The organism is Solimonas soli DSM 21787, from assembly GCF_000474945.1.
GTDB classification, from domain to species: domain Bacteria; phylum Pseudomonadota; class Gammaproteobacteria; order Nevskiales; family Nevskiaceae; genus Solimonas; species Solimonas soli.
In genome coordinates this window covers 124,752-151,648 of the sequence record NZ_AXDW01000007.1, presented here as the reverse complement: position 1 = coordinate 151,648, position 26,897 = coordinate 124,752, and the positions used below count along the sequence as shown (strand labels likewise).

33 protein-coding genes, 1 tRNA gene and 1 pseudogene are annotated in these 26,897 nt (G+C 69.0%); 18 read left to right on the top strand and 17 right to left on the bottom strand.

Going from position 1 to position 26,897, the window contains the following annotated elements; genetic code table 11:
• Positions 1–2: 2 nt before the first annotated feature.
• The 6 genes from K344_RS0105095 to K344_RS20325 all read right to left on the bottom strand — a co-directional run bounded on the left by K344_RS0105095 (position 3) and on the right by K344_RS20325 (position 6,485).
• Complete coding sequence (locus K344_RS0105095) at positions 3–518, bottom strand: MaoC/PaaZ C-terminal domain-containing protein (RefSeq protein ID WP_084197015.1); 516 nt, start codon at positions 516–518, stop codon at positions 3–5.
• On the bottom strand, positions 515–3,247 hold the full coding sequence (locus tag K344_RS0105090) for a CehA/McbA family metallohydrolase (RefSeq protein WP_157622779.1): 2,733 nt from the start codon (positions 3,245–3,247) through the stop codon (positions 515–517). Before K344_RS0105090 ends, K344_RS0105095 begins: the two co-directional genes overlap by 4 nt.
• Before the next feature lie 138 nt (positions 3,248–3,385).
• The gene (locus tag K344_RS0105085; RefSeq protein ID WP_028079751.1) at positions 3,386–4,522 is read right to left on the bottom strand and encodes a metallophosphoesterase; all 1,137 of its coding nucleotides are present in this window, start codon (positions 4,520–4,522) and stop codon (positions 3,386–3,388) included.
• 108 nt (positions 4,523–4,630) lie between these two features.
• Entirely contained in the window at positions 4,631–5,221 is a 591-nt protein-coding gene (locus tag K344_RS0105080) for an NADPH-dependent FMN reductase (protein WP_028079750.1), read from the bottom strand.
• A 62-nt stretch (positions 5,222–5,283) separates the two neighbouring features.
• On the bottom strand, positions 5,284–5,814 hold the full coding sequence (gene tadA / locus K344_RS0105075; RefSeq protein WP_051361915.1) for a tRNA adenosine(34) deaminase TadA: 531 nt from the start codon (positions 5,812–5,814) through the stop codon (positions 5,284–5,286).
• 8 nt (positions 5,815–5,822) lie between these two features.
• Positions 5,823–6,485 (bottom strand): ankyrin repeat domain-containing protein, encoded by a 663-nt coding sequence (locus K344_RS20325; protein WP_051361914.1) that lies wholly within the window; start codon positions 6,483–6,485, stop codon positions 5,823–5,825.
• A gap of 180 nt (positions 6,486–6,665) precedes the next feature.
• Between K344_RS20325 and K344_RS0105065 the strand changes: the two genes are divergently transcribed.
• The 8 genes and pseudogenes from K344_RS0105065 to K344_RS24920 form a co-directional block, all read left to right on the top strand.
• A tRNA-Val gene (locus tag K344_RS0105065) sits at positions 6,666–6,740 on the top strand.
• Positions 6,741–6,912: 172 nt separating this feature from the next.
• Positions 6,913–8,268: a tyrosine-type recombinase/integrase gene (locus K344_RS20320; RefSeq protein WP_051361913.1), complete on the top strand. Its 1,356-nt coding sequence runs from the start codon at positions 6,913–6,915 to the stop codon at positions 8,266–8,268.
• 123 nt (positions 8,269–8,391) lie between these two features.
• Positions 8,392–8,535: a BrnT family toxin gene (locus K344_RS25070; protein ID WP_211234469.1), complete on the top strand. Its 144-nt coding sequence runs from the start codon at positions 8,392–8,394 to the stop codon at positions 8,533–8,535.
• Positions 8,536–8,543: 8 nt separating this feature from the next.
• A complete protein-coding gene (locus tag K344_RS25065) occupies positions 8,544–8,657 on the top strand; it encodes a BrnT family toxin (RefSeq protein WP_436278826.1) in 114 nt (37 codons plus the stop codon).
• The gene (locus tag K344_RS0105050) at positions 8,650–8,904 is read left to right on the top strand and encodes a BrnA antitoxin family protein (protein WP_028079748.1); all 255 of its coding nucleotides are present in this window, start codon (positions 8,650–8,652) and stop codon (positions 8,902–8,904) included. The genes K344_RS25065 and K344_RS0105050 overlap by 8 nt, the downstream gene beginning before the upstream one ends.
• A 90-nt stretch (positions 8,905–8,994) precedes the next feature.
• Complete coding sequence (locus K344_RS0105045; protein WP_028079747.1) at positions 8,995–9,294, top strand: HigA family addiction module antitoxin; 300 nt, start codon at positions 8,995–8,997, stop codon at positions 9,292–9,294.
• A gap of 227 nt (positions 9,295–9,521) precedes the next feature.
• A complete protein-coding gene (locus K344_RS23860; protein WP_157622778.1) occupies positions 9,522–9,830 on the top strand; it encodes a hypothetical protein in 309 nt (102 codons plus the stop codon).
• 417 nt (positions 9,831–10,247) lie between these two features.
• Positions 10,248–10,358 (top strand): annotated as a pseudogene (locus tag K344_RS24920) (helix-turn-helix transcriptional regulator); the annotation flags it as partial.
• 40 nt (positions 10,359–10,398) lie between these two features.
• Here the strand turns inward: K344_RS24920 and K344_RS24915 are convergent.
• Complete coding sequence (locus tag K344_RS24915; protein WP_366508736.1) at positions 10,399–10,524, bottom strand: hotdog family protein; 126 nt, start codon at positions 10,522–10,524, stop codon at positions 10,399–10,401.
• Between the two features lie 169 nt (positions 10,525–10,693).
• On the opposite strand from K344_RS24915, the gene K344_RS0105040 reads away from it, so the two are divergent.
• From K344_RS0105040 to K344_RS0105025, 4 genes are all read left to right on the top strand, one after another.
• A complete protein-coding gene (locus tag K344_RS0105040) occupies positions 10,694–11,251 on the top strand; it encodes a DUF3228 family protein (RefSeq protein ID WP_028079746.1) in 558 nt (185 codons plus the stop codon).
• Between the two features lie 122 nt (positions 11,252–11,373).
• A complete protein-coding gene (locus K344_RS0105035; RefSeq protein ID WP_157622777.1) occupies positions 11,374–11,664 on the top strand; it encodes a hypothetical protein in 291 nt (96 codons plus the stop codon).
• Positions 11,665–11,741: 77 nt separating this feature from the next.
• Positions 11,742–12,008 (top strand): hypothetical protein, encoded by a 267-nt coding sequence (locus tag K344_RS0105030; protein ID WP_028079744.1) that lies wholly within the window; start codon positions 11,742–11,744, stop codon positions 12,006–12,008.
• A gap of 381 nt (positions 12,009–12,389) precedes the next feature.
• The gene (locus tag K344_RS0105025) at positions 12,390–12,572 is read left to right on the top strand and encodes a hypothetical protein (RefSeq protein ID WP_028079743.1); all 183 of its coding nucleotides are present in this window, start codon (positions 12,390–12,392) and stop codon (positions 12,570–12,572) included.
• A 179-nt stretch (positions 12,573–12,751) separates the two neighbouring features.
• On the opposite strand, the gene K344_RS23845 is transcribed toward K344_RS0105025, so the two are convergent.
• Entirely contained in the window at positions 12,752–13,081 is a 330-nt protein-coding gene (locus K344_RS23845; protein ID WP_157622776.1) for a hypothetical protein, read from the bottom strand.
• Between K344_RS23845 and K344_RS23840 the strand changes: the two genes are divergently transcribed.
• Entirely contained in the window at positions 13,080–13,538 is a 459-nt protein-coding gene (locus K344_RS23840; protein WP_157622775.1) for a hypothetical protein, read from the top strand. The genes K344_RS23845 and K344_RS23840 overlap by 2 nt on opposite strands.
• 75 nt (positions 13,539–13,613) lie before the next feature.
• On the opposite strand, the gene K344_RS0105015 is transcribed toward K344_RS23840, so the two are convergent.
• A complete protein-coding gene (locus K344_RS0105015) occupies positions 13,614–14,129 on the bottom strand; it encodes an AtaL-like protein (RefSeq protein ID WP_051361912.1) in 516 nt (171 codons plus the stop codon).
• On the bottom strand, positions 14,126–14,551 hold the full coding sequence (locus tag K344_RS0105010) for a CoA-binding protein (protein ID WP_028079740.1): 426 nt from the start codon (positions 14,549–14,551) through the stop codon (positions 14,126–14,128). Before K344_RS0105010 ends, K344_RS0105015 begins: the two co-directional genes overlap by 4 nt.
• 172 nt (positions 14,552–14,723) lie before the next feature.
• On the opposite strand from K344_RS0105010, the gene K344_RS0105005 reads away from it, so the two are divergent.
• Together K344_RS0105005 and hmuQ are read left to right on the top strand one after the other, a co-directional pair.
• Positions 14,724–14,969: a hypothetical protein gene (locus K344_RS0105005; protein WP_028079739.1), complete on the top strand. Its 246-nt coding sequence runs from the start codon at positions 14,724–14,726 to the stop codon at positions 14,967–14,969.
• Between the two features lie 341 nt (positions 14,970–15,310).
• Entirely contained in the window at positions 15,311–15,613 is a 303-nt protein-coding gene (gene hmuQ / locus K344_RS0105000) for a heme-degrading protein HmuQ (RefSeq protein WP_028079738.1), read from the top strand.
• Positions 15,614–15,727: 114 nt separating this feature from the next.
• Here the strand turns inward: hmuQ and K344_RS0104995 are convergent, their stop codons facing one another.
• The 5 genes from K344_RS0104995 to K344_RS0104975 all read right to left on the bottom strand — a co-directional run bounded on the left by K344_RS0104995 (position 15,728) and on the right by K344_RS0104975 (position 21,223).
• Positions 15,728–16,681: a 2-oxoadipate dioxygenase/decarboxylase family protein gene (locus K344_RS0104995; RefSeq protein WP_028079737.1), complete on the bottom strand. Its 954-nt coding sequence runs from the start codon at positions 16,679–16,681 to the stop codon at positions 15,728–15,730.
• A gap of 7 nt (positions 16,682–16,688) precedes the next feature.
• The gene (locus K344_RS0104990) at positions 16,689–17,867 is read right to left on the bottom strand and encodes an ABC transporter permease (protein WP_028079736.1); all 1,179 of its coding nucleotides are present in this window, start codon (positions 17,865–17,867) and stop codon (positions 16,689–16,691) included.
• 10 nt (positions 17,868–17,877) lie between these two features.
• Positions 17,878–19,026 carry an ABC transporter permease gene (locus K344_RS0104985; RefSeq protein WP_028079735.1) on the bottom strand — a complete coding sequence of 383 codons (1,149 nt, stop codon included), beginning with the start codon at positions 19,024–19,026 and terminating at the stop codon, positions 17,878–17,880.
• 154 nt (positions 19,027–19,180) lie between these two features.
• Positions 19,181–19,867 (bottom strand): ABC transporter ATP-binding protein, encoded by a 687-nt coding sequence (locus K344_RS0104980; protein ID WP_028079734.1) that lies wholly within the window; start codon positions 19,865–19,867, stop codon positions 19,181–19,183.
• A gap of 159 nt (positions 19,868–20,026) precedes the next feature.
• A complete protein-coding gene (locus tag K344_RS0104975) occupies positions 20,027–21,223 on the bottom strand; it encodes an efflux RND transporter periplasmic adaptor subunit (protein WP_028079733.1) in 1,197 nt (398 codons plus the stop codon).
• Positions 21,224–21,350: 127 nt separating this feature from the next.
• Between K344_RS0104975 and K344_RS0104970 the strand changes: the two genes are divergently transcribed.
• Positions 21,351–22,055 (top strand): SDR family NAD(P)-dependent oxidoreductase, encoded by a 705-nt coding sequence (locus K344_RS0104970; RefSeq protein WP_169729247.1) that lies wholly within the window; start codon positions 21,351–21,353, stop codon positions 22,053–22,055.
• A gap of 112 nt (positions 22,056–22,167) precedes the next feature.
• Positions 22,168–23,730 (top strand): glycerol-3-phosphate dehydrogenase/oxidase, encoded by a 1,563-nt coding sequence (locus tag K344_RS0104965; RefSeq protein WP_028079731.1) that lies wholly within the window; start codon positions 22,168–22,170, stop codon positions 23,728–23,730.
• A gap of 365 nt (positions 23,731–24,095) precedes the next feature.
• Here the strand turns inward: K344_RS0104965 and K344_RS20310 are convergent, their stop codons facing one another.
• Both K344_RS20310 and K344_RS0104955 read right to left on the bottom strand, forming a co-directional pair.
• Positions 24,096–24,830, bottom strand: a complete 735-nt coding sequence (locus K344_RS20310) for a SanA/YdcF family protein (RefSeq protein WP_051361911.1) — start codon at positions 24,828–24,830, stop codon at positions 24,096–24,098.
• 57 nt (positions 24,831–24,887) lie between these two features.
• Positions 24,888–26,066, bottom strand: coding sequence for a vWA domain-containing protein (locus K344_RS0104955; protein WP_028079730.1), 1,179 nt, complete (start codon positions 26,064–26,066; stop codon positions 24,888–24,890).
• A 133-nt stretch (positions 26,067–26,199) separates the two neighbouring features.
• On the opposite strand from K344_RS0104955, the gene K344_RS0104950 reads away from it, so the two are divergent.
• A complete protein-coding gene (locus K344_RS0104950; protein WP_043113825.1) occupies positions 26,200–26,838 on the top strand; it encodes a DNA-3-methyladenine glycosylase family protein in 639 nt (212 codons plus the stop codon).
• The last annotated feature ends 59 nt before the right edge of the window (positions 26,839–26,897 follow it).

Here is a 26,897-nt window from a genome sequence, read left to right as displayed (position 1 = left end):
TTTCAGCGGAACACCAGCACGAACAGATCGGCGCTGACGGCGACGGCTTCGGCCGCGCCGGCGGCGCCGACGATTTCCAGGGCGACGTGGGTCGTCACCAGCTGACGGCCGTCGCCGAGCGGCGCGACGCCATCGAGCCGCCCGCGCACGCGCACCGCGCTGCCGGCGCGCACCGGCGCGCGAAACCGCACGTTGTTGAGGCCGCTGTTGATGAGGCCGGCGGCGTCGGCCGGCACGCCGGCCAGCTCGTCGAGCAACTGCGCCAGCAGCGCCAGCAGCAGGAAGCCGTGCGCGACGGTGCCGCCGTACGGACTTTCGCGCGCGCTGCGTTCGACGTCGACGTGCATCCACTGGCGGTCGCCGGTGCAGCCCGCGAAGGCGTCGATCTGTTCCTGGGTGATCGTCTGCGCGCGGCTCACGCCGAGTTCCCGGCCGATCAGCGCGCTCAGTTCGGCGCAGCGTCGCGTGCTCAGCACGCCGCTCGCGGGCGGCACGGCCTCCTCGACCTTGGCGTTCATGGCGGTACCGCTCCGAGGATGAAGATCTGCTGGGTGCGGTCACGCTGCAGGCGCTGCGCATTGCGCGTGCTGGCGAAGACGATGTGGCCGCCGGCGGTCGCCGGCCAGCTGTTGATGCCGCGCGAGAGCAGCAGCGTGCCGGCGTCCCAGCCGCCGGCGCCGAGCGTCGAGCTCATGACGCGCCAGCGCCAGTCGGCAGCGCGCGAATCGGTCCATACCGCACGCACGCGGCCATCGGCGTCGATGCCGAGGCGCGGATACTGGCTCATCGCCGCCGCGTTCCCGGCGAGCGTCTGCGGTGTGTCGAAGCTCTGGCCGCCATCGGCCGAGCGCGCCGCCTGCACCGAGAGATTGACGCCGGACGCGTGCAGCTCCTTGCGATCCCAGGCCGCCACCAGCGTGCCGTCGCCAGCGTAGGCGAGCGCCGGATGGCGCTCGGCCTGCGCGGCATCGCCGAGCAGCTGCAGGCCGCTCCATGCGCCGTCGTTCGCGCCGCGCGTGCGCACGGCGATCTGCCAGTCGTCCGGATCGCTGCCGTCGCCCGCGCCGGCCGCGCCGGTCCACAGCGGGTCCGCATCGTCGCGATCGTCCTGCCAGGCGACCGCGACGCGGCCGTCGTCGCGCACCGCCACGGCCGGCCACACCGAGGCCGGATAGCGCGCGGCGCGCGCGTCGAGCACGTTGCCGGCGACGACGGTTTTGCCCTCGCGCGACAGATTCTGCGGCGCCGCGTCGCGGCCGAGCACCTGCAGCATCACGTCGAATGGCGCGCCCGGTGCGATCTCCTGCCAGACGACGACGGGTGTGCCGTCGGCGAGCAGGGCAAGCGCCGGACGCTCGGCGCGGCCGTCGAGCGCGCGCACGGTTTCGATCCCGCCCCAGCTGACGCCGCCGTCGGCGGAGCGGCGCAGACGGATCTGCGGACGGCGCGGCACCTGCCCGGCCGATTCGTCCTGCCAGACGGCGACGACGGTATCGCCGCGCGCCGCGAGTCGCGGGAAGCGTGCCGTCGTCGAATCACCGCTGAGGGTGACCGGCGCGTTGCGCCACTCGCCGTCGCTGCCGAGCGCGCGATAGACGATGCGCGTCGCCGCCGGTTCATGCGTTTCGGCGACGACGTGCGTGCGGCTGCCGCTCGCGGCGACATCGGCGAAGCCGGCCCAGCGACCGCGTGCGCCGGCGACGCGGCGTGCGCCGTCGGCGCTGCCGATCTCGGCCGGCAGCGGAATCTCGGGCTGCGCTTCGACGAGGCCCGGCGCGACGAAGATCGGCGAGGCGAGCGCGCGCAGCTGATCGAACAGGGTCAGCGTCGCGGTCAGGCCTTCGAGGCTGGTGAGATCGCTGGTGTCGATGCCGGCGGCGAGACCGACGCCGCGCACTTCGACGCGATACCACTGCGGCGCGGCGCCGGCCTGTGTGTCGAAGGTCCAGCTCTGTTCGCTCTGCGTCGCCGTCCAGCGTTGCAGCGCGCCGGCGCTGCGGCCCGGTGCGCCGTACAGCAGCACGGTATCGCCGAGCCCGCGCACGAGCGTGATGCGCAGTTTCAGCGCGGTGCCGGCCGGCACGCTGAGTTCGTCGCCGGCCAGCGCTTCGTAGACGCCGTCGCCATCGGCATCGGCTTCCAGCATCACGGACGGCGAGAGTTGATCCGGCCCGATGCGCACGCGGCCGCTGCGCAGCGCATCGAGCACGCCGCGCTCGCTCGCCGCCTGCGCGTAGACCTGCGTGCGCGGCCGTCCGGGCCCGGCGAGCGCCCACAGCTCGATGAAATGATCGTCGCTGCCGCCGGCGACGCCGAAACGGAAGCCGGCGTTCCAGCGGTTCTCGCAGTAGTCGATCTCGGCGTCCGGATTGCTCGCGCGGTTCCAGGCCTCGACGAGATCGACGCCCTGCGCGCTGGCGCGCACGTTCGGCGTGCCGTCGTCGTTGGTCTCGCCGTCGTCGGGATGCGCAGTGACCCAGTTGGCGTCCTGGCTGTGCGCGAACCAGATCGACTGCTGCAGGTTGACGAAGTCCGGCGCGTCCGGCGGGCTGGCGCCCTGCACGACGGTATCGATGGCACCGTGCACGGTCGCGTGCGGACTGCCGTTCGCTTCCTCGCCGGGAATCAGCAGCAGGCGATCGGAACGCCACAACGGATCGTAGTGCTGATCGTAGGTGCGGTGATCGGTCAGCGCCAGGTAGTCGAGACGCACACGTTCGGCCTGGTCGATCTGCGCGCTGACCGGGTTGTTGCCGGGCATGCCCTGGCCAAGCAGCTGGCGCGGCAGGCTACCGTCGGACGAGTGATCGTCGTGCACGTGCAGATCACCGTGCAGCCAGCTGCCTTGCGGCGCCGCCGCCGGCGGCGCGACGAAGCGCGCGACGACGCGGCGCGCATCGTCCATCGTCACCACGCAGGCACCGCTGCCGGCGCAGGCGCCGCTCCAGCCGGCGAACTGCTGATCGCCGGCGGGCGTCGCCAGCAGGGTGACGCTGCGTCCGGCGGCATAGTGCGCCTCGCACTGGCTGCGGCAATCACGGATACCGGAAGGCATCGACTCGACGTCGCCGTCGCCCTGGACCTCGATGCTCAGCGCGTAGTCGCCGGCCGCGGGTGGCATGATGTCGTCGTGGCCCTTGCCCGAGCCGCCGCAGGCAGCCAGCCACAACGCGGCCGCCAGCACGCAGCGGTTGCGCCCTGCCGTGAAAAGACGACACCGCGACGGTGGCGGAACGAAGCTGCGCATGAGCACGGGATTCCCATCGGCACGAGTGGAGCGGCCGCCAGCGATGGCCACGCGGCACGATCGCCGAAACTAATTTCCCCGCACGTCAGTTTCGTGACGTGCGGCGCTCGCTGCACTGGGAAAATTGGCCCTATCGACTCACTGCAGGGGCACCAGGCGCAGGCGCGTGATTTCCGAAGGCGCGCCGAGGCGCTTCGGCGGGCCCCAGTAGCCGGTGCCGCGGCTCGTGTAGACCCACAGCCGCTGCAGGCGATGCAGGCCGGCGGTGAACGGCTGCTGCAGGCGCACGAAGTGATTCCAAGGCCAGAACTGTCCGCCATGCGTGTGGCCGGACAGCTGCAGGTCGAAACCGGCCGCCGCCGCGGCCGGCGCGCTGCGCGGCTGATGGGCGAGCAGGATCTTCGCGCCGGCGTCGGCGGGCGCGCCGTGCAGGGCCCGCGCCGGATCGCTGCGCTGCGCCGGATCGAAATGATGCGCGCTGTAGTCGTTGACGCCGGCGACGACCAGCGGCGCGCCCTCGTGTTCGAGCACCACGTGCTCGTTGGCCAGCACGCGCACGCCGAGACGCGCGAGCTCGCGCGTCCAGGCCTCGGCGCCGGAGTAGTACTCGTGGTTGCCGGTGACGAAGTAGGCGCCGTGCCGCGCCGTGAGCCGCGCCAGCGGTTCGGTGTGCGCGGCGAGACGCGCGACGCTGCCGTCGACCAGATCGCCGGTGATGGCGACGAGGTCGGCCTGCAGCGCGTTGACGGCGTCGACGATCGCGTCGAGATACGGGCGCCGCACCGTGGTGCTGACGTGGATGTCGCTGATCTGCGCGATGGTGAAGCCGTGCAGCGCCGCCGGCAGGCCGGCGATCGGCACCTCGACGTCGACGATGCGCGCACGGCGCCGCGCGTTGAGAAAGCCGACCAGCGAGGCGAGCAGCGCCAGCACGACCACGGCGATCGCCGAAGGCTCGTCGACGCGCGGGCCCATGAGATCGAAGAAGCTCAGCGCGATGCGCGCGAGGTCGCGCAGCGCGGTCAGCACCAGCAGCGAGGAGAACAGGCCCATGGCGAGCAGGCCGGCCCAGATCAGGCCGTCGCCGATGCGCCCTTGCAGGCGCGACGACAGCAGGCTCAGCGGAATCAGCGCGAACGACGCCGCGAGCAGCAGCGCGCCGAGCAGCCGGCCGGCGGTGCCGATCGGCAGGTCCGGCAGCAGCTGTACGCCGATGTACGCGTGCAGCGCGGCGAGCAGGGCGAAGACGATGGTGACGACGACGCGCGAGGGCATCGAAGGCTTCCTTGCAGGCGCGGCCGGATGTGGCCGGAATCAGTCGCCGGGTGGATTCCGCTCTGTGGTGGACGGCCGCGGCGTTTTCAAGAGCGGTGCGGCGCGCGGTCAGTACGGCGGCGCGCGGCGCCGGCGCTGCTCGCGCGCCGCTTCCGTCCACCAGGCCAGATCGTCAGCGAAGCGCGGGAAGGCCTTGGCGAGCGCGGCGCCGGCCTCGCCCGTGGGTTCGCCGTCGGCGTCGAGCGTCTTGGCGATCGGCCCGACCGCGAGCGTGCTGGAAATCACCACCATGCCCATTTCCGACAGCGTGTGATGCCAGGCCGTGCCCGAGCGCACGCCGGAGAAGCGGCCGGCCGAGTAGCTCGCGATCGCCGCTGGCCGCCAGTACCACTCCTCGAGATAGTGATCGGTGAGGTTCTTGAGCCCGGGCTGGATGCCCCAGTTGTATTCGCCGGTGACGAACACGAAGGCGTCGGCGGCCTTGATCTTGCCGGCGAGCTGCTCCATCGCCGCCGGCGCGGTGCCCGGCGCGTACTCCTTGTACATGCGGTCGAGCATCGGCAGGTCGACGGCCTTGGCGTCGATGAATTCCACGTCGGCGCCGCGCGTCCGCAGGTTCTTCACCAGGAAATCGGCGAGGCGGATGCCCATGCGGTCGCGGCGATAGGAGCCGTAGAAAACGAGGATGCGATCGCCCATGGCATTTCTCCGGAACGTGACGCGCGGATTGTGCCGCAGGCGCCGCGCGGGCGCCGCCCGCCTCAGTCCTGGCGGACGTCGGCCTTGGCGGACCGCCGGCTCTGCGCGGCGCGGCGCTCGCGGAAGAAACCGCGCAGCAGCTCCGCGCACGAGGCTTCGAGCACGCCGCCGTGCCAGTCGACGCGATGATTGAGCTTCGGCGTGGCGATCACGTCGTAGACCGACGACACCGCGCCGGCCTTCGGGTCCCAGGCGCCGAACACCAGGCGCTGCACGCGCGCGTGCACGATCGCGCCGGCGCACATCACGCAGGGCTCCAGCGTCACGTACAGCGTGCTGCCGGTCAGGCGATAGTTGCCGAGCTTTTGCGCGGCGGCGCGCAGCGCCAGCATCTCCGCGTGCGCACTGGGATCGTGACCGGCGATCGGCCGGTTCCAGCCCTCGCCGACGATGCGTCCTTCGCGGACGACGAGCGCGCCGACCGGCACCTCGCCGGCGAGCTGCGCGCGTCGCGCCAGCAGCAGCGCGTGGCGCATGAAAATTTCGTCGTGCGCGGCGTGCGGGTATGCCGGTGCGGGCGCCACGTCGTGCATCGTCGCGCTCAGTTCGCCGCCAGCTCGATCAGCGCCGCCGTGCCGAGATGGCCGCGCTCGCGGGCGATCTCGGCGGCGGTCTTGCCGTCTTCCGTGCGCGCGGCGCGATCGATGCCGCGCGCGAGGAGCAGCTTGACGAGACCGTCGAAGCCGCGCGAAGCGGCGAGGTGCAGGGCATTGACGTTGCTGCCGCCGACGTGATGCACGTCGGCGCCGAGCGCGATCAAGAGCGGCGCGAGGCTCTCGCCGGCGGCGCCGGCGATCGCCGCGTGCATCGGCGTGTTCTGCATCGGGTTGGTCGAGGGCGCGTCGAGCGGCGCGCCGAGGCCGATCAGCGTCAGCGTGGCGTTCTTGGCGCCCATGAAGGCGGCGAGGTGCAGCGGCGTCCAGCCGTCGACGCTGTGCGCGACGAGCTGCTCCGGCGCGGCGAGCGCCCGTTCGGCGACGCGGCGCGCGTCGTCGTAGGCGGCGGCCTCGTGCAGATCGAGCGCACGGAATTCAGCGAGCAGGGCGGCGATGTCGCGCGCGCCGTTGTACAGCGCGAACATCAGCGGCGAGAGGCCGCCGGGCAGCGGATCGGTTGCCTGCGTGGCGTCGCGCTCGAGCGCGGCCTTGGCGGCTTCGAGATCGCGGTTCTGGATGGCCAGCATCAGCGGGCGCACGGTGCTCATGGACAGTCCTGTGTCGGCAGCCGCCGGTCGAAACGGCCGCTCGGAGAAGCGTCGGCCCGACGCGGGCCGCGAGGACGCGCAGCCTAGCCGCGCAGGCCCGCGGACTCAACAACGGCGCGTGCGCCGGCCGCCGTTCGGGTTTGACGCTGCCGGGGCCGCCCACTATCATGCCGCCCCCTCGGACGGTTAGCTCAGCGGTAGAGCATCGCCTTCACACGGCGGGGGTCGGGGGTTCGAAACCCTCACCGTCCACCATTTCTAGGTCCATACAGGGCCAAAGCCGTACAGATAACCGCGCTAATGCGCGGTTTTTGTTGGATTTGCGTTTTTAGCTGTCCACCTGCGTCCATCGGCAGCCATTGCTTGACCGCAGTAACTTGCGCAGTAACTTGAGTGTCGGCCTGCATTCCGCCATGGAGTTACTGCATTGCTGACCGACACCGCGATCAAGCGCGCCCAGCCCAAGGGCAAGCCTTATCGGCTGACAGACGGGCGCGGCCTCTATCTCCTCGTTAACCCGAACGGCTCGAAGTACTGGCGCCTCGATTACACCGTCGGTGGCCGACGTAACACATTGTCGCTCGGGCGCCCCTATCCCGATACATCGCTGGCCCTGGCACGCGAGCGCTGCGATGAGGCCCGCAAGCTGGTCGCCGTCGGTATTGATCCTGCCGCCGAACGGAAAGCCACCAAAACCGCCGCGGTGGAGCGCACCACCAACACCTTCGAGGCCGTCGCCCGAGAATGGCTGTCGGTCAAGCAGCACGAGTGGGCGACCTCGCACTACGACAAAGAGGCGCTGCGCCTCGAAAAGCATGCGTTCCCGTGGATCGGCGACCGTCCGATGATGGAAATCGGTGTCGACGACTACCTGCCATGCATCCGGCGCGTGTTCAACGCGGGCCATCTGGAGCAGGCGCACCGCCTCCGCGAGCAGTTGAGCCGAGTGTCGCGGTATGCGATTGCCACCAATCGCGCGAAGCTCGATCCCGCACATGCGTTGTCCGCCGTCCTTCCGGCTCCGCATGAGAAGGGCTTTCCGTCCGTCGTGAAGCCGGATGAGATCGGGGCGCTGCTACGTGCGATGGACGGTTTCAAGGGCACGTTCGTCGTTGGCAGTGCCATGCGCTTGGCGCCGTACCTCTTCTGCAGGCCGAACGAACTGCGCAGAATGGAGTGGGCCCATCTTCACGACTTGGACGGCGATTCGCCCGAGTACCGAGTGCCACCGGCCAATCGCAAGATTCGCCGCGCGCTGAAAGAGTCGGGCACCGCCGAGCCGCACATCGTCCCGTTGTCGGCGCAAGCGGTGGCGATCCTGCGTGAGCTGTATCCGCTGACCGGCCGCCGCCAGTACGTGTTCCCCGGCGAGTTGACGCGCGCCCGCGCGTCCTTCAATGCACTGTGGCAAGCGGTCGGTGGGCAAGCTCAGAATTTCGGCGAGCGGCGCGGGCTGCACGAGCGCCTGGAAGTGTTCGCGATGGACATGCAGGAACTCGGCTGGGCGATGGCCGAGCGCAAGGAAGGGACGCCGCCGCACGCCGGCATGGTCAGCCCCGGCTCCGATGCTATGTCGCTCGTCAACGAACTGCGCCGCGCCACGAGCTACGCCCGCACCATCGCCGGCGCTCTGGACAAGAAATTGCAGTGCAAGACCTACGGCACGCTGGCGGCCCTCTTGGACGCTGCTGCGTGGGAGGGTTACGACAAAATCTACAGTGCGATGCACGGCAGCGGCGGCGTGATCTTCGACGACTTCGACGGCGCAACGAGGGCGATGTAACGCTCATCGTCGATTTGGCCGTGCTGAACGGCATTGACCGCACCATCGCCGCCCGGCCCTGACAAGGCACCGTCGCGGCCGGGCGGCGCTTACGTGTGCATATAATATATGTATAATTGTTGCATGGGTATCGAGTTCGACCCCGTCAAGGCTGCTGCGAACCTGAAGAAGCACGGCGTGAGCTTCGCCGATGCGGAACAAGCGCTGCGCGATCCAATGGCGATCCGGTGGAAGACCCCGACGCACGCGGCGAGCAGAGGCTTGTGACCTTGGACATGGACACGCTGGGTCGCGTCCTCGTCGTCGTATACACCCAGCGCGGAGAGCGGACGCGCGTCATTTCCGCTCGCAAGGCCAGCCCTGGCGAGGCAGAGCAATACCATGCGTAAGGAATACGACTTCAGCAAAGGCAAGCGCGGTGCGGTCATCCCGTCGCCTGGCAAGACGCGCATCACCATCATGCTGGACAACGACGTGCTCGATACGTTCCGTGAGCGCGCGGAAGCCGCAGGCACAGGCTATCAGACGATGATCAACGACGCCTTGCGTGCGGCGATGGGCAAGGACGATGCCCCGCTGACCGTGCGCAAGCTGCGCGAGGTGCTGCGGCAGGAATTGAAACAAGCGGCAGCGTAGGGATGGAACCCGCGCCTTGTGTGCTTTGTCTGGACGCCGCAAGGGCCGAAAGACGTTGAAATCGTGGACTACCACTGACGGAGCGCGAACATGGCGAAGAAGCTGAACCCGATTCACCCCGGCGAGATTCTGGCCGAGGAATTTCTAGGCCCAATGGGGATCACGAAGTACCGTCTTGCCAAGGAGATCGGCGTGCCGCCGACCCGGATCGGCGACATCATCGCCGGTCGCCGCGCGATCACGGCCGACACCGACCTGCGCTTGTGCAAGTTCTTTGGTCTGAGTGAAGGATACTGGCTGCGCGGGCAGGCCCGCTTTGACCTTGAGACCGCGAAGGACGCGCTTGCGGGATCACTGGCGCGCATTCAGCCGTGGCGGGCGATGGCCTGACCATGAGCCGGTCATCGTCCGATTGCCAGCCGAAAAGCTCGCGCGTCCCTTCGCACTTCAAACGGACGTTGCGCCAGCGCCGGCGCGCCCAAGATACAGCCGACGTTCGTTCTGGCCGCGCGCCGGAACGCGAGCGCAAGCATCATCGCCGGGATTGGTTCTGACCATGAGCCGCCAGCCTGACGCCAAGCTAGTGCAGCGCCAGCAGATCGGGAACCGAGAGCACGGTGAACGGCGACCGATCGCGGGCTGACGACAAGCCGCGCAAGCGTCGGGGACGTCCCAAGAAGGCGGACGGTCGCGGCGGCATCAAGCCCGAAGACACTTCGCTTGCCGAGTTGTGGAAACAGGCAGCGAAAGCCGGCGGCAGCCGCGACGAGGTGTCCAGCGAACGCTGGCGCTCGCGCTGGACCTTGACCCTAAGTCAGATGATGACGCGGACTTTGTTGCCGAACTCTGGCTTGCGCTCGGCACGGAGACATCGAGCGAAATTCCACCGCCGCCACGAGAAGGGCTTGCGGTACACGGGCCTTTGAAGTCGCGCGCAGGTTGCGGGGCCCGAACTGGAAGGTCTCACGGAAAGCGGCTCTCTCCGAGAAGCGCGAGTATCGGAGACTTTCTGCCGCAGAGAGTCAGCCGGAGAAGGATGAAAGCATCTACCAAGCTGTGCAGTGCGAAATGTCGCCCGGGGCGACGGACGATCCGTGCCAAGGAAAGCGCGGGGCACTGTCGCGAGTAGCGCGCCGCAAGAAGATGACACCGCAGAATGTCGGCCAGCGAGTCAGGGCACACGAGCGCTTGGAGAGCGAGCTTGAGGCCGCTGAGAAATCTTGGGCGATGATCGCCAAACTAAAGAAGCGCGGCGCCTGATAAATACGCTTTAGGCACTTTCAAATCGAGTCGTAGCTTTGGCATCCGAAGGCGTCCGCCGGACGCTAATAACCGGATGCCCAATGGTTGCACAGCTCAATGACGCGCTTCTCCGCAAGCGCGATGTTCTGGCGATGACCGGCCTGTCGCGATCGACGATGTACGAACTCATCGCGGCCGGAAAATTCCCCAAGCAGATCGAACTCGTGCGGGGCACGACTTCGGTGCCGTCGTTCAAGGCAGCGGCAGACAGGCTTCCTGCAGCACCGTGGCGACCAGCCGGCCCTGGTGACCGCAGATCGTGCCGCGCGCGAGGCCGCGGTCGGCGTCGGCCCAGGGGCGTGCGCCGCGGTAGAGCAGCCATTGCCACTCGTCGTCGAATGACAGCAGCGCGCGCGTCCGGCACTTCGGAGGCGTTCGTGGCCATGGAGCGGAGGGGCGGGCCTCGATTGTCGGCGCCCGCGGCTTCGTTCACATCGCCGGCGTGCGCTTGTACGATGCGCCGCCACGCTGGCCGCCTTCCATCACCATGTCGATCGTCCTCACGCCATTCGCGCGCACGCGCCTGTTTCCCGCTTCCGGCCGCCGCAACGCCATCGTCGGCACCACGCCGGAAGCCTTCGAGCGCCATCTCAACGAGCACGCGCCGCTGAAGGTGCTCGACGGCTACGCGCCGTTCTGCAAGCTGCACGTGCACGCCAACTGGACGCAGACACGCTGCCTCACCGTGCCGATCACCGCCGACAACGCGCACCGGCTGCGCAGCGCCTACGAGGCGCGCAGCAAGGACGAGCTGCCGGTGCTGGTGCGCTGGTTCGAGGGCGTCGAAGCGCCGGTCGCCCGCTATCTGGTCGTCATTCTCTATGACCGCGCCCAGATGGCGAAGGAAGGCACGCCGCTCGACGCCGACTGGGGTGTGGTCGGCTGTCTGGCGACCGCCGAGCCGGAGGAAATTCCCATGGCGCCGATCACCATGATGCGCAACGCGCTCGGCGTCGAGGAAGGCGGTTCCGGCGTGCCGCTCGACCGCGAAGCGTACCGGCGCAGCGTCGCGTTCTGGGAACGCAACGCGAACTGGCGCGTGTGAGTCGCCGCGCCGCGCGGACGCAGATGGCATTGCGATGACAGCGCGTTCAGGTGCCGTGCAGCTAGGCGCCCGACAATCGCCGGGCGCGCCCCCGCGCAGAAGACGTTGCCAAGGAGATGCACGTGGCTTTCCCACACGGATGTGGCGATCATCATTTCCTTTATCTGAAGAAGCTGTACCGCGGCGAGCCGGTGCAGACCCTGTTCCGCGAAGACGAGCTGGCCCTCATGCGGGCCGGCTGGCTGCGACGCGACGATGACGGCCGGCTGGCGGTCACCCGCGAAGTCGAGGATTACTTCGTCGCCGCGCGCCGGCCGCCCGACGAGGCCGGCCGCCGCCATACCGGCGACGATGCGCTGCGCTCGGCGCGACTGATCACGCAGCGCCGCGCGCGCAGTTCCGCCTTCGTCTGAAGCGAGTGCTTTCCCCGTCTTGATCGGCGGCCGCCATCCGCTGCAGCATGCGGACATCGGTCGGAGGAGACGGATCAATGAGCGAGTTCGACAACGAAGTCGAAGCGGCGCAGCACCTGCTCGCGCAGCGCCAGGAACGCGCCGGCGATTTTACGTTCCGCAAGAAGGAGCGGCCGGTCATGCAATGCGCCGACGGCCGTTGCCTCAGCCTGTACGACGTCGAAGTGACCACCAAGCGGCGCGGCGTGAAGCTGGCGCACTACACCGGCGGCGACGGTCACGCCTGGGTCGAGCAGTTCGGCGCCGATCTCGCCGCGCGCCGCTTCACGCCGGAAGGCGACTGACGCGCGGTCGATCATGCGCCTGCGCGAGGCATGACGCGCGCAGCAAACTCCGCGCAGCAAATTCCGCGCAGCAAATTCCGTATGCGCGCCGGGTAAACCGCCAGCGGCCGCGCCGGCCACACTTCATCCCTCGTTGCCCAGGGCCCGCAGCCGCGGCGTGCCGGCGCGCTCGTCGGTCGCTAAATGACGACGCGGTCGAGTTCCAGCTCGGCTACGCGAAAGTCTCGGGTGAGCAGGGCCGCGACGTCGACGAAGCCGCGGCGCGATCTACGGCCTGTACTTCCCGTTCGGCTCGCTGCCGAACCCTCTACGGCATCGCCGGCGCCGGCATGCTCGTCTGTCCAGCTATCCGGGCGCAAGAACAGGTCCGGTTCCGGCTCGATGATGTTCGCGGCCGGCCTCGGCCCTCTCTGGCACTTCGGCGGCGAGCACTGCGATTTCGGCCTGCGCCCGGAAATGCTCGATCGCGACGTGCAGACCGGCAAGTCGGCGCATGAGCGCGAAGGGGTTGCGGCGAGATCCAGCCGGTCGCCGCCAACACGACGGATGATGGCTGCGAGCTGAACCACCGCGTCGAACTGAAGATCGTCGGCGCCGACGCCCTAGGCAGTCAGGCGGCGTTCGGTTGGCGTCCTGATGATGAAAGCGTGGTGACTGGCATGACAAGCGGGGCCGCGCTGGCGATGCCCGCAGGAGGAGACGATGAGCAGTCTGGAATTGGACAGAGGTCCCGGCAAGCTGCGCTATATGGTGATGGGCGGCATTGCCGCGATCTTCGCGGTGGGCATTCTCGCCGCCACGCACGGCACCAGGACGGTGACGCCGGCCTCTGCCACCTCGCGCGCCGATGCGTCGGCAGCGCCGGCCGCCGCACCCGGTGCATCGCCATCGTCGTCCGCCGCTCCGGCCGGCGCGGCGGATGCCGCGACGCCGACGCCCACGGCAGCCGCCGGCGCCGAACAGACTGCGCCCGGGAGCGGGTCGCCGTCGCCCGTCGCCGCCGCGCCGCCGCCCTCGGCGGCAGAGGCGCCGGTCTCTGCGCCGGCAGCCACCGAACTGGCCTCGGCAGCCATGCCGCCAGCGGCGGGCGACGCGCCCGTCGCCGCCGCGCCGACGTCGAACGTCGAGGCGGCCGCCGCGCCGGTCGCCGCTGCGCATCCGGCCGAACGGCCGCGTCGCGCCGTGCGTCCGCCACCGCCACCCGCGCTCGGCGCGCTGCTGCCGTGGTGGCGCGAAGCTGCCGGCCGCGACTTCGGCGTCGAGTATGTCGGACAGGCGGCGAGCGAACAGGCCCTCGTGTTCCGCTTCTCGCAGAACGCCAGCGCCGAGGCGGCCGCGCGCAGCATTCGCGTGATCGACGAGCGCGGCGCGGCGACGCAGGGTCAGTGGACGCAAGGTCAGAACCCGTATGTGCTCGTCTATCGCGGCGTGAATCCTGGCCGCTACACGGTGCGCATCGAGCCGACGCTGGCGAGCGTCGCCGGTACGCCGCTCGGCTCGACCTTGCAGGGCGCGATCTACGTGCGATAGCGCCGTCCCGCGCCGGAGCGAAGCCGCCACGCCGCTCAGGCGCGGCGGCTTTTCATTTCATGGGGCGCCTTGCGCCTACTGCTCTTCGAGCACGCCGCTGGCGGCGAGCTGGCGGATGCGGAACACGGTGTCCTCGTCGGCGTGCCGGTACGCGCTTTTCACCATGTCGCCGAGCGGACTGTGCGCATGGTGATCGACCGAACGCGCTTCGTAGGTGAAGCGCACGAACAATGCGTCCGGCGCGGGCTCCTCGATGCGCATCAGCAGCGTGAAACGCGTGTCGGCGCGCGCGTCGTCGACTTCGTAGTGCACGCTGTGGCGGTCTTCGAACGACACGCGGTCGCGCACGGCGAAATCGCCGAAATGCAGGATGCGCGTCAATGAACCGTCCGCCGCGGCGTCGACCTCGGCGGCGTCGAGCCAGGGAATGAACAACTTCGGCGTCTGCGCGCGCAGCAGCAGGCCGCGCCACAGCTGCTCGCGCGTCAGTGTCTCGATGCGCCGGTCGCGAAGGTCGTTGACCTGCACCAGGTGCTCGAAGCGCAGGGCGTCGCCGGCTTCGACGCATGTCTCGATGCGCGTCGCGCTCATGCGGCGTAACGCCGGTGCTCGACCATCAGGCAGCGATCCTGCACGACGGCGATGCCCGCCGCGCGCAGCCGTGCGGCGACCGCGTCGTTGCGGATGCCGAGCTGGAACCACGCCGCCTTCGGCCTGGCGGCCAGCATATCGTCGAGATGCTGCGCAATGTCCGCCGCGCGGCGAAACACGTCGACCAGATCGATGCGTCCGGGAACGTCGACGAGCCGGCGGTACACCGGGCGGCCGAGGATCATGGTCACCTCGGGGTAGTAGACCGGCACCGGAACGACGTCGAGACCGGCCTCGACCAGATACTGCGGCACATAGAACGCCGGTTGATCGGCCTGCTGCTCGGTCTTGATGCCGAGCACCGCGATGCGCCGCGTCTGCGCGAGCACCGTGCGGATGTCGTCGTCCTGCGTCGAAGCCATGGGTGAACCTTCCTCTTTTTGCCGTCGCGGCCGCAACTGTCGGCGCCGTCGTCGCGTGATGATCCGCATCATGCCGCAGCTCCGTGGCGCGGCGCTGAACGCCGGTCTTCGCGGCGACGCCGCGCGACGATAAGCGTATGATGCCGACGCAGGAAAAAGAGGAGAACGCGCCATGGATCCCAACGCCAAAGAAGGTGAGAAGTGCCCCTTCGAGTTCAATTTCGATCCGGCCACGTTCAAGGCCGGTGACACCGTCAGCTACCGCGTGCCCTCGCTGGCCGGCTTCCCGTTCGTCGCCACGATCAAGGCCGTACACACGGATTACATCGAGATCGTCGACGCCTCGGAGCCGGACAAGGTGCTGCGCGCCACGCGCGAGAGCCGTCCTGTCGTGCGCAACGAGGATGCGCTGAGCTGAAGCGAGGCGGCGCCGCGCGCCGCCGCACTTCCCGTCCCGCTCGGCATGTGCCACGGCGCGCGCGGCCGCTTGTCGTGTCCGCCATCCGACGTCATAGTAGTGACATCAAACTGCGGGCAGGCATCTGGCGCGCGCGGCGCGCCCCCTTCGGAATCGGTTATCGCGTGACAGCCTCCACTCTCTCTCCGGACGGCTGTTTTGGCAGGGTTCGGGAGCGTGCTCCCGGCCCCTTTTTTGGGCAGTGCGGCGACGCCGTCGCGGCGCGTTCCGGGCGGCCGACGGCGGGACAGTGAATAGGCCGCCGTTTGCTAAAGTCGACGACCCGCCACGAGGAGCCGCGCATGTTCATCGCCATGAACCGTTTCAGGATCGCCAAGGGCCGCGAGGACGATTTCGTCGCCGTGTGGAAGAACCGCGACAGCCATCTCGATGGCGTGCCGGGCTTCCGCCACTTCCATCTGCTGCGCGGACCGGGCGCCGACGATCACACGCTGTTCGCCTCGCATTCCGCCTGGGATTCGCGCGAAGCCTTCGAGGCGTGGACGCGCTCGGAGGCGTTCCGCATGGCGCACCGCAATGCCGGCGACACCAAGGGCATCTACCTCGGTCATCCGCAGCTGGAGATTTTCGAAGCGGTGATTTGACCGCAGGCGCAGCCGCGGACCGCGCCGCGTGCCCCGGCGCGTGCAGCTTGCCGACCGATTGCGCACCAGACGACAGTGCTGAGCCGCGACTGTCGACGCGGCGGCCGGCCGCCCTCAGGTCGCGGACGGCAGCCTGGTCGACGCCGCGTCGAAGATCTTCTCGGCGTTGGCGGCGAGGAAGTGGCGAAAGATCAGCGGCGCGCCGTCCTGCGTCCACAGCGGCGCGCCGTCGCCGTCGCGCGCCTGGCTGCGCTCGATGATCTCGACGAACTGTTTCTCGGTCTGTGCCACGCCGAGGCGGCCGTCGGCCTCACGCACGGCGGTTTCCATGGTCGCGGCCAGGGTCGCCGTCTGGCGCAGCGGCGAGCCGGGCGCGCCCTGGATCGCCGGCAGCATGCGGAAGCCGGCGGCGCGCATCGCTTCGGCCATCGCGTCGATGCCCGGGAAATTGGCGGCGCGCACGTCGATCGTCACGTGATTGAAGTCCGGCCCGAGCGCCAGCGCGCTCGCCGCCTCGCCGGACACGCGCGCCACGGCTTCGAGCGTGGCGCGCGCCAGCGGCGGGCCGTTGCGCTGCATCAGCCGATCGACGACGTGCGCGATCAGCGCCTCGGCGTCGGCTTCGGCGAGCCGGCCGTGCGTTTCGAATTTCTCGAGCAGGGCGAGCAGCGGCGCGTGGTCGACGGCCGCGGCCTGGGCGCGACCGTCCTCGCGGATCAGCGCTGCCACTTCGTCCGGGAACGCCTCGAGGTCGACTTCGGAGACGAAGATCTTGAACGCGCCGGCGTCCTCGCCGATCGCCTGCAGATCGAACGACTTCAGCTTCTTGGCGGGGAACATGTAACTGCGGTCGCGATGCAGGCCGAAGGCGCGTGCCGCGCGCACGAACAGCGCGCGCAGCTGCGGATCGGCGGTGCGGATCGCGCCGTGGTCGTTGTGGAAGCGGCCGCCGTTGGCGGCGACCAGCCGCTGCAGGGCGACGAAGTCCGGCACGTTGCGCGCGAACTTGGCCGTCGCCCGCGCCACGAAGCGTTCGCGCATCGCCGCCGGCGACAGTTCCGCGCTCATCGCCGGCTCATTGCGCGCGCAGGGCGTCGATGATCGGCAGCCGCGCCGAGCGGATCGCCGGGAACAGGCCGCCGAGCAGGCCGATGAACAGCGCCAGCCAGATGCCCGACAGGATCAGCGCCGGCGTCACCGTCAGGCGGAACACCACCTGGCTGAAATTGTCGCCGAGCGTGCTGACCACGTTGCCGTTGAAGAAGGCCCAGGACAGCGCCGCGCCGATCGCGCCGCCGAGCAGGGCCAGCAGCAGGGACTCGGCGAACACCGAGAACACCACGGGGCCGGCGCCGAAGCCGATGGCGCGCAGCGTGGCGATCTCGCGGGCCCGGGCCGAAACCGCCGAGTACATGGTGTTGAGCGCGCCGAACATGGCGCCGACCGCCATGATGCCGCCGACGAAGTAGGCGATGAAGTTGAGCAGCTTGGTGAGCTGCTTCGACTGCTCGGCGTAGTACTCGGGCTCGCGCTTCACGTCGACGGTCAGCGTCGGGTTGGTGGTCAGCGCGTCCTTGAAGCCGTCGAAGGCATCCGGCGAGGTCAGCAGCGCCGTGACCGACTGGAACAGCGAGCGACGGAACGCCGACTGCACGGTGTCGGCGTCGGCGATCAGCTCCGAATCGTGCGCGTCGCCGCCGGTCGTGAAGATGCCGACCACGGTCCAGTCCGATTCCTTGAAGCCGATGTGGCTGCCGAGCGTGATGCCGGCGAACTGCTTGGCGGCGCCGGCGCCGACGATCAGCTCGCGCACCGCCGGCTGGAACATGCGGCCCTCGACAATCTTCAGCTCCGGCCGCAGCGCCGGCAGCTGCGGGCAGCTGCCGCGCAGGGTGACGTTCGACAGGTTGCCGTCGTCGATCTTCGGCAGGTTGACCACCGTCACCAGCTCGCCGCAGCCGACCGGCTTGCCGCTGGCGTCCTTCTGCACGCCCGGCGCGTCGAGGATGGTCAGCAGGTTGTCGCGCGCGATCGAGCTGTTGATCTCGGCCTGCGAGCCGCCGCGCAGGACGATGGCGCGGTCGGCGCGGCCGCTGTTGGCGACGGTCTTGTGGAAACCGGCGGCCATCGCCAGCACCGACACCAGCACGGCGACCACGCCGGCGATGCCGATGACGATGACCGACGAAGTGCCGAGGCGCTGCGGGATCGCCCGCAGGTTCATCACCGTGATCGCGTAGGTCTGCTTGAACATGCGGTTCTCCTCAGCGGCCGGCCAGCGCGTCGACGATGACCAGGCGCTGCGCGCGCAGCGCCGGCAGGCCGCCGGTTGCCAGCGCCAGCAGCACGGCGATCAGACCGCCGCTGACCAGCACGCGGGTCGGCAGCTTGACCACGCCGATGGTGTCCTTGAGCAAGGGAAAGATCAGGTCGGCGAGCAGCAGGCCCAGCGCCGCGGCGATGAGGCACAGCAGCAGCGACTCGGCGAGCACCAGCAGCGTCACCTTGCCGTCCGAGAAGCCCAGGGTCTTGAGCACGGCCAGCTCCGGGATGCGCTCGCGCACCGACTGCATCATGGTGTTGCCGGTCAGGAACAGCAGGGTGAAGAACACCGCGCCGAGAATGGCCTTGACGATGAAGTTGATGTCGCCGAACTGCTTGAGGAAGGACTGCGTGAATTCCTTCTCGCTCTGCGACTTGGTTTCGTCCTGCGAGTTCTCGAACAGCTTGTCGATCTGCGCCGCGATCTGCGCCGACTGGTTCGGGTCCTTGATCGAGACGATCCACCAGCCGACGGTGCCGGCGCCGAAGGTGCGCGCCTCGTCGAACAGCGCGTAGTTGAAGAAGGCGCCGTTCTCCTGCGAGCGGTCGCTCGGGAATTCGTAGACGCCGACGATGTCGAACTTCCAGTCCGAGGTGCCGTCGTACTTGTTGACCCAGATCGTCGAGTGCAGGGGAATGCGGTCGCCGATCTTCCAGCCGTACTTCTTCATGGTCTCGGCGCCGACGATGAGGCCGCTGCGGTTCTGCTTCAGTGCGGCGACCTGCTCGGGAGCGATCTTCACCTCGGGCACGACGTGCAGGTAGTCGTCGATCTCGACCGGCGCCGCGAAGATGAAGTTCTTCTGCTCCTGGTAATACGCGCCGAACCAGCTCGCATGTGCCACGCCGGCCACGCCCGGCACCGCCTCGATCTGCTGCCGCTGCGAGATCGGCAGCGCCTCGGTGAGCGAGATGCGGCTGGTGACGATCAGGCGATTGACGTTGGCGTTGTCGACGCCGAGCTGGAACGCGGCATTGACGCCCTGCAGCATGCCGAACAGCAGGAAGGCGATGACGATCGACAGCAGCGTGAAGATCGTGCGCGCCTTCTTGCGCCACAGCGTCGCCCAGAGGAAGGGGAAATACTTCATCGCGTTCTCCACAGTGCGGTGGCGCCGTCCAGGGCGCCACTGCAGTTCTCGGACGAGTCCCGGCCCGGCGTTCGCGACATTCGGCATGACGTGGCGCCATGCCTCACCGCCGCGAGCGCTCCCCGGCCGGGCGCAGGCTGGGGAAACATGCCATTCACGGCATGTTTCCCGGTACCAGCGTGCCCTTGTCCATGTGCAGCTGGCGCTTGGCGAACTCCGCCGCCTTGGGATCGTGCGTGACCATGACGATGGTCTTGCCGTAGTCGCGATTGAGCGTCTGCAGCAGACCGAGGATTTCGTCGGCGGTCTTGCGGTCGAGGTCGCCGGTCGGCTCGTCGCAGACCAGCAGCGTCGGATCGGCGACCAGGGCGCGGGCGATGGCGACGCGCTGCTGCTGGCCGCCCGACAGTTCGCTCGGCTTGTGCCGGGCGCGGTCGGCGAGGCCGACGACGGTCAGCGCGGTCTGCGCATTCTTGCGGCGCTGCGCGGCCGACAGCTTGGTCAGCAGCAGCGGCAGCTCGACGTTGCCCTGCGCCGAAAGCATCGGCATCAGGTTGTAGAACTGGAAGACGAAGCCGACGTTGCGCGCGCGCCAGCGCGCCAGCGCGGCGCCGGAAAGCCGGTCGATGTGCTCGCCGGCGACCACGACTTCGCCCTCGCTCGGCCGGTCGAGACCGCCGATCAGGTTCAGCAGCGTGGTCTTGCCGGAGCCGGACGGGCCCATCAGCGCGACGAAATCGCCCTGCTCGATGCCGAGGTCCAGGCTGTGCAGAACCTCGACGGTTTCCTTGCCGCGCGTGTAGCGCTTGGCGACTTTCTTCAGCGAAACGATCATGCCCATGATCCGCAGCCCCCGCGCTGCTTGCCAGCCGATGACATCGATGAGGCGGCCGCTGCCTCGCGCGCCGTCCCGGCAATCTAGCCGTTTCACGCCGCCCGCGCTGCCGGTGAATCCACCAAGCCGCGGCAGCCGCGTCTTGTGCGATACGGCGCCCTGTGTTCAGGGCCGCGCCACGCGCACCTTCACACCGTCCTTGAGCAGGGCCGCGTCGCCGATCGCGACGCGCTCGCCCGGCGCGAGGCCGGACAGCACGAGCACCTGATCCGCGGCGCCGGCGGCGCCGAGGCGCACCGCGCGGCGCTCGACGTGATCCTCGCGCAGCACGTAGACGACGCCCTGGTCGACGCCGCTGCCGCTCTGCACCGCGGCCTTCGGCAGGCTGACGCCGCCGCGCGCCGCCGGCGCCTCGCCCTTGGCGTCGGTGAGGAAGGACACGCGCGCGCCCATCTCCGGCAGGATGCGCGGGTCCTTTTCCTTGAAGCCGACGCGCACCTTGACCGTCGCCTTGCTGCGATCGGCGGTCGGAATCACGGCGATGACCTCGGCCGGGATGTCCCAGTCCGGGTATGCGTTGAGGCGCACGGTGGCCGGGCCGCCGGCGCGCACGCGGTTGATGAAGTTCTCGTTGACATCGACTTCGACCTCCAGCGAGTCCATGTCGACCAGCGTGCCGACGCCGGTGCGCGTGAAGCTGCCGCCGGCCGACAGCGGCGAGACGATCTCACCCGGCTGCGCCGCCTTGGTCGTCACCACGCCGGCGAACGGCGCGCGCACCACGGTGTCGTCGAGATTGCGCTGCGCGATCGCCAGATTGGCCTCGGCCACCTGCAGCGCGTACTGCTGCGCCTCGTAGTTGGCCTTGCTGTTGTCCAGCGCGGCGGCGCTGATGAAGCCGGCGGTGGCCTGCTTCCGGTCGCGCTCGTAGATCGGCTTGATGTTGGCGAACGCGGCGCGGGCGGCGGCGAGATTGGCCTGCGCGCGCAGCAGCTCGGCGCGCGCGTTCGAATCGTCGAGGCGCGCCATGACCTCGCCCTCGCGCACGCGCTGGCCTTCCTCGATGTACAGCTCCTGCAGCTTGCCGGTGATCTTCGCCGACACCGTCGCCTGGCGGCGCGCGACGACGTAGCCCGACGCGTCGAGCATGGACACGCCACCGGCGGCACCGCCGCCGGCGACCGGCGCCGCCGTGGCGACCGTCACCGGCACGCCGCGGTCGCGCATGACATACAGCAAGGCCAGCACCGCGACGACGATGACGAGGGCGCCGACCGCCCACGGCCAGCGCGAGCCGGAAGGCGCCTGGTCCGGGCCGCGGTCGATCTTCAACTGGCCGAGCAGCGAATGGGAGTCGTTCATGGTGCGAGGAGAAGCGGAGAATGATCCAATGTAGCAGGCATGCCTCATGCAGCCAGGGCGTCCGGCCGTCCGCCGGTACGCTGCATGCTTATCATATGCGCACGACAAGAAGCCGAGGCACGCCGCAATGACCGCACGCAGTCCCGCTCCGCGCAAGAAGGCCAAGATCGAGCGTCGTCCCGTCTGCTTCATCGTCGGCGCGGGGCCGGGCATCGGCGCGGCGCTCGCCGAGGCCTTTGCCGGCGAAGGCCATGACATCGTGCTGCTGGCGCGCGGCCCGTCGAAGCTGCGCGAGCTGTGCTCCGAGCTGTCGCGCAAGACCGGCCGTGCCGTCGCCGCCTATGCGGCGGACGCCGGCGACGAGATTTCGCTGAAGCAGGGTCTCGACGCCGCGCGCGATGATTTCGGCGACCCCGCGGTGCTGATCTACAACGCCGCCGCCGCCCACCTCGAGACGCCGACGCAGATCTCGACCGACCGGCTGATCGAGGAATTCCGCGTCAACGTGGCCGGCGCGCTGGTCGCCGCCAAGGAGGTGGCGCCGGCCATGATCAAGGCCAAGAAGGGCACGATCCTGTTCAGCGGCGGCGGCTTCGCCTACGAACCGGCCATGAAGTACGCCTCGCTGTCGCTCGGCAAGGCGGCGCTGCGTTCGCTGACCTACACGCTGGCGCAGGAGCTCGGCGCGCACGGCCTGCACGTCGCCACCGTCACCGTGTACGGCATCCTGCAGGCCGGCACGCGCTTCGATCCGGCGCGCATCGCACAGACCTATCTCTGGCTGCACAAGCAGCCGAAGGGTCACTTCGACATCGAGAAGATTCACAAATAGGCGCTTGCCGGGACGGGTGCGCGTGCCCTGACACATGCGCGGATGCGAGGGCACGGCCGCGCCGTCGCTCGATCCGCCGGGACGGTTCCCGCCGAGCTTGCATGGAGTTGCGATGTCCACTGGGTTTCCTCTGATCCGCAATCCCGCCGAACTCGCCGCGCGCGAGTTCGACGTGCTCGTCATCGGCGGCGGCATCTACGGCGCCTGGACCGCCTACGATGCGGCCAGCCGCGGCCTGTCGGTGGCGCTCATCGAGAAGAACGACTGGGGCAGCGGCACGTCGTCGGCGTCGAGCAAGCTGATCCACGGCGGCCTGCGCTACCTCGAGAACTACGAATTCGCGCTCGTGCGGCATGCGCTCAAGGAGCGCCGCACGCTGTACCGCATCGCGCCGCATCTGGTGCGGCCGCTGAACTTCATCCTGCCGATGTGGAAAGGCCCGCGCGCCAGTCCGTTCCTGGTGTCGGCGGGCCTGTTCCTCTATGACCTGCTGGCGCTCGGCAGCCGGCCGGTGCGGCCGCACCGGCACTACAGCGCACGGCAGATGCTCGCCGAGTATCCCTTCGTCGATCCGCAGAAGCTGCTCGGCGGCTTTCGCTACGGCGACTGCCAGGAGGACGACGCGCGCATGACGCTGATGGTGACCGCGGCCGCGCAGGCCTGCGGCGCGGTCTGCGCCAATCGCGTCGCGGCGCGCGCGCTGATCGAGGCGGAGGGCAAGGTCTGCGGCGCCGAGCTCGAGGACCGCGTCACCGGCGCGCCGCTGACGGTGCGCGCCAAAGTCGTGGTCAACGCCGCCGGGCCCTGGGCGCCGGGCCTGCTCGGTGCCGCGGCGCCGAAGGTCAAGCTGGTCAAGGGCACGCACCTGGTGCTGCCGGCGATCGCCGGCTGCAACGAGGCCTTCCTGCTGACCGCGAGCGACGGCCGCGTGTTCTTCGTGATCCCCTGGTACGGCCGCACCCTGGTCGGCACGACGGAGTCGACGGTGACGGCGCCGGCCGAGGCACAGCCGACCGACGAGGAGACGCGCTACCTGCTGGCGGGCGTGCGCGCGGGCCTGCCGGGCATCGGGTGGACGGAAGCCGACGTCATCGCCCGCTTCGCCGGCGTGCGCATGCTGCAGGCCGAGGACGCCGCATCGCTTTCCGCGGTGACGCGCGAGTTCACCGTGCTGCAGCCGCAGCCGAATCTGGTCATGCACGTCGGCGGCAAGTACACGACCTCGCGGCACGACAGCATCAGCATCGTCGATGCGGTGTTCCGCGCGCTCGGTCGCCGGCCGCCGCAGCCGGTGACGCAGGCGCGGCCGCTGCCCGGCGCGCCGCAGGCCTCGGCGAGCGCGGATTTCGAGAGCTGGCAGGCCAGCGCGATCGCCGAACTGGCGGCGATCGGCGTCGATCTCGAAGCGGCGCGCTGGCTGACGCTGCGCCACGGCTGCGGCATCTCGGCGATCGCTGCGCTGATCCAGCGGGACCGCCGCCTCGCGCAGCGCATCGCCGCCGACGCACCCTTCGTCCATGCCGAGGCGGTGCACGCCGTGCGCGCCGAGATGGCGCTATCGCTCGACGATCTCACGCGCCGCCGCATGCCGCTGACCCTGCTCGTGCGCGGCGATGCCTGGCGCGCGCCGCTGCAGGCGCTGCTCGCCGAGTACGGACACGGCGACCTTCGCTGACCCACGTGCTGCGTCGCAGCGCGGCGGCGATGTTGCGCCGCACATTCCGATGAGCGGTAGCGAAAGCCCTTCCCAAGGTGACGGGGCCGGCGCGTAAGCTGTCCATACTGCGACGCATCGTCCGCTTCGACGCGGACGCCGGCGGTGTTCAATGCCGCCGTCAAGACAATTCAGAGGAGCGCGCCATCAGCACCGTGCCGCACCGGGCCGACGAACCCTGCAAAACGACACTCGAGCCCATCGTCGCGACGGGTCGCGCGCACGCACTTTTTCGATAGATCCGGGGGGCTGCGTGCGGACGGCGGGGGCCGTCCGATCGTGGGGGCGATGGGCCAGCGCAAGCTGGCCCTCTTTTTGCCCGCCGCTCAGCTGCTCGGCGCGTTGCGGCTGCTGCTTTCCGAAGGTGCCGGCAGCGGCGCGGTCGGCGTGTCGCTGTCCTGGGGATTGAGCTCGATGTGCTCGGGCTCGCCGAGGAACTTCGGCTCGGTGCTGAGCAGGAAGATGTCGAGAATCGCCTTGACGCGCGCGAACACCTCACGCGGCGGATTGCGGCTGCCGTAGCCGCCGTCGCTGGTCGCCGGCGCGATGTAGGCCACCACCTTGAGGCCCAGCTTGCGGCCGATGAACACGGTGCGGTAGCTGTGATAGCGCTGCGTGATGACGGTGAAGTGCCTGAGACCGAACACGGCTTCGGCGCGCACGATCGAATCCAGGGTGCGGAAACCGGCGAAGTCCATGGTGATCGCCGCATCCGGCACGCCTTCCTTGACCAGCTCGCGGCGCATGGCGCGCGGCTCGTTGTAGCTTTCGTCCGGATTGGCGCCGCTGACGATCAGATGCTTGATCTTGCCGTTGCGGTACAGCTCGGCGGCGGCCTGGATGCGGCCGCGGAATTCCGGACTCGGCTTGCCGTTCTCCATGTACTTGCTGGTGCCGAGCACGACGCCGACGTCGTTCGCCGGCATCAGCGCCCAGTCGCGGTAGATGTATGAATCGGTGCTGTTGATAACCCAGCGGTTGCCGAGCAGCACGATCAGCGCAAACGCGAAGAAGCCGGTGATCAGCCAGCGTTGCAGGAAGCGGCGAGTCCAGGGTTTCAAGTCGATCGTCTCGTGCGGCGGTCCGGGGATTGTAGCGGCAGGCGGCGGCGCGCCGCGTCAGTGCGTCAGGCGCCGCATCGCCGCCTCGAGGCCGGACAGGGTCATGGGGAACATGCGGCCCTCGCCGAGCAGTTCGTTGGTGACCTTGATCGACGAGGTGTAATCCCAGCGATCCTCGCTCTCCGGATTGATCCAGACGAGGTGCGGGAACTGCGCGGCCACGCGCTTGAACCAGACCGCGCCGGCCTCCTCGTTCCAGTGCTCGACGCTGCCGCCCGGATGGATGATCTCGTAGGGGCTCATGGTCGCGTCGCCGACGAACACGACCTTGTAGTCCGGCGTGTACTTGTGCAGCACGTCGAAGACGGGGATGCGCTCGCTGTGGCGGCGCGCATTGTCCTTCCACACCGACTCGTAGATGAAGTTGTGGAAGTAGAAGTATTCGAGGTGCTTGAACTCGGTCTTGGCGGCGCTGAACAGCTCCTCGCAGACCTTGATGTGCGGGTCCATCGAGCCGCCGACGTCGAGGAACAGCAGCACCTTGGCGGCGTTGCGGCGCTCCGGCACCATCTTGATGTCGAGCCAGCCGGCGTTGCGCGCCGTCGAGCTGATGGTGTCGTCGATGTCGAGCATGTCGGGCGCGCCCTCGCGGGCGAAGCGGCGCAGGCGGCGCAGGGCGATCTTGATGTTGCGCGTGCCGAGCTCGACGCTGTCGTCGAGATTGCGGAAGTCGCGCTTCTCCCATACCTTGACAGCCTTCTTCTGGCCGCCGGGCCCGCCGATGCGGATGCCCTCCGGGTTGTAGCCGCCGTGGCCGAAGGGGCTGGTGCCGCCGGTGCCGATCCACTTGTTGCCGCCTTCGTGGCGCCCCTTCTGTTCTTCGAGGCGCTGCTTGAGCGTCTCCATGAGCTTGTCGAGGCCGCCGAGCGCCTGGATCTTTTCCATCTCCTCCGGCGTCAGGTGCTTCTGCGCCTGCAGGCGCAGCCATTCTTCCGGAATCGAACCGAACAGCTCGCCGGTGATCGCCTCGATGCCCTTGAAGTACGCGGCGAAGGCGCGGTCGAAGCGGTCGTACTGCGACTCGTCCTTGACCAGCGCGGCGCGCGACAGATGATAGAAGTCGTCGAGCGAGAAGATCGCCACATGCCTGGACAGCGCCTCCAGCAGCATCAGGAATTCGCTGAGACTGGCCTTGACGCCGGCCGCGCGCAGGGTGAAGAAGAACGTGAAGAGCACGGGCTTTCCGCTGCAGAAAAGGTTTGTGGGATTATGCGCATCCTGCGCCGTTCGTGCGCGCCCGCGGCGCGAGGCGGCCGGCCTGCGCCAGCCGTCGCCGTCCCTGGCGACGATCTTCAGAGGGAGGGCTTACATGCCGCGTATCCGCGATCAGATCCGCGCTGCCGAGCAGCATCTCGCCGAGGTCGACCCGGTGATGGCCGAGGTCATCGTCAGGCACGGGCCGTGCACGCTCGGCGCGAAGGCGCGCGATCCCTTCCATACGCTGTGCTCCTCGATCATCAGCCAGCAGCTGTCGAGCAAGGCGGCCGACACCATCCAGGCGCGCCTGATGGCCGGCATCGGCGCGGCGACCGCCATCACGCCGCTGCTGCTCGCGGCGGCGACGCACGAGCAGCTGCGCACCTATGGCCTGTCGAACGCCAAGGCCAGGTGGCTGAAGGCGCTCGGCGAAGCCGCCGACGCCGGCACGCTAGACTTCGAGGCGCTGGCCCGGCTCGACGATGAAGCGGCGATCGAGTTGCTCGACGCGCTGCCCGGCGTCGGCCGCTGGACCGCCGAGATGTTCCTGATGTTCGCGCTCGGCCGCCTGGACCTGTTCGCGATGGACGACGTCGGCCTGCGCCGCGGCGTCGCCATGCTCTACAACAGGGGCCGGCCGGTGTCGGACACGCGCACGCTGAGGATCGTCAGGAAATGGGCGCCGTATCGGACCGTCGCCAGCTGGTACTTGTGGCGCGTCGCCGATCCGGTCAACGAAATCTGGGTGTGATGCCATTGCCTCTGCCCCTGGACAAGGGGAGAGGGAAAGGGGAGGGGTGGCTCGAACGA